2 protein-coding genes are annotated in these 786 nt (G+C 50.4%); both read left to right on the forward strand.

Features of this window, described 5'->3' with window-relative positions; translation table 11 throughout:
• The coding region (gene rpsN / locus AC1DUO_RS25695; RefSeq protein ID WP_477989539.1) for a 30S ribosomal protein S14 at positions 1–295 on the forward strand (295 nt) is incomplete at its 5' end.
• A gap of 33 nt (positions 296–328) precedes the next feature.
• Positions 329–721, forward strand: a complete 393-nt coding sequence (gene rpsH / locus AC1DUO_RS25700; protein ID WP_013573697.1) for a 30S ribosomal protein S8 — start codon at positions 329–331, stop codon at positions 719–721.
• Positions 722–786: the final 65 nt, after the last annotated feature.

The raw sequence follows: 786 nt of genomic DNA on the forward strand, positions 1-786 counted from the left end.
ATCCATGAAAGCACGCGAAGTCGTTCGCGTAAAACTGGCTGATAAATACCGCGCTAAACGCGAGGAATTGAAAGCTATTATCTCTGGTGTGAACTCATCCGACGAAGATCGTTGGGATGCAGTTCTTAAGCTGCAGTCTCTGCCGCGTGATTCCAGCCCGTCTCGTCAGCGTAACCGCTGCCGTCAAACTGGTCGTCCGCATGCTTTCCTGCGGAAGTTCGGGTTGAGCCGTATTAAGGTCCGTGAAGCCGCTATGCGCGGTGAAATTCCGGGTCTTAAGAAGGCTAGCTGGTAATTGTCACCAATTGAATCACGGGAGTAAAGACAGATGAGCATGCAAGATCCGATCGCGGATATGCTGACCCGTATCCGTAACGGTCAAGCCGCGAACAAAGTTGCGGTCACCATGCCTTCCTCCAAGCTGAAAGTGGCTATTGCCAACGTGCTGAAGGAAGAAGGCTACATTGAAGAATTTAAAATCGAAGGCGACGCTAAGCCTGAACTGGAATTAGTACTGAAGTACTTCCAGGGCAAGGCAGTGGTAGAAAGCATTCAACGTATCAGCCGTCCAGGCCTGCGCATCTACAAGAAAAAAGATGAGCTGCCAAAAGTTATGGCCGGTATGGGTATCGCTGTTATTTCTACCTCTAAAGGTGTTATGACCGATCGTGCAGCTCGCCAGGCTGGTCTTGGTGGCGAGATTATCTGCTACGTAGCTTAATTGGGAGGAAAGAATGTCTCGTGTTGCAAAAGCACCCGTCGTCATTCCTGCCGGCGTAGAGGTAA

The sequence above is a fragment of the Rahnella sp. P4_A8 genome (assembly GCF_056402435.1).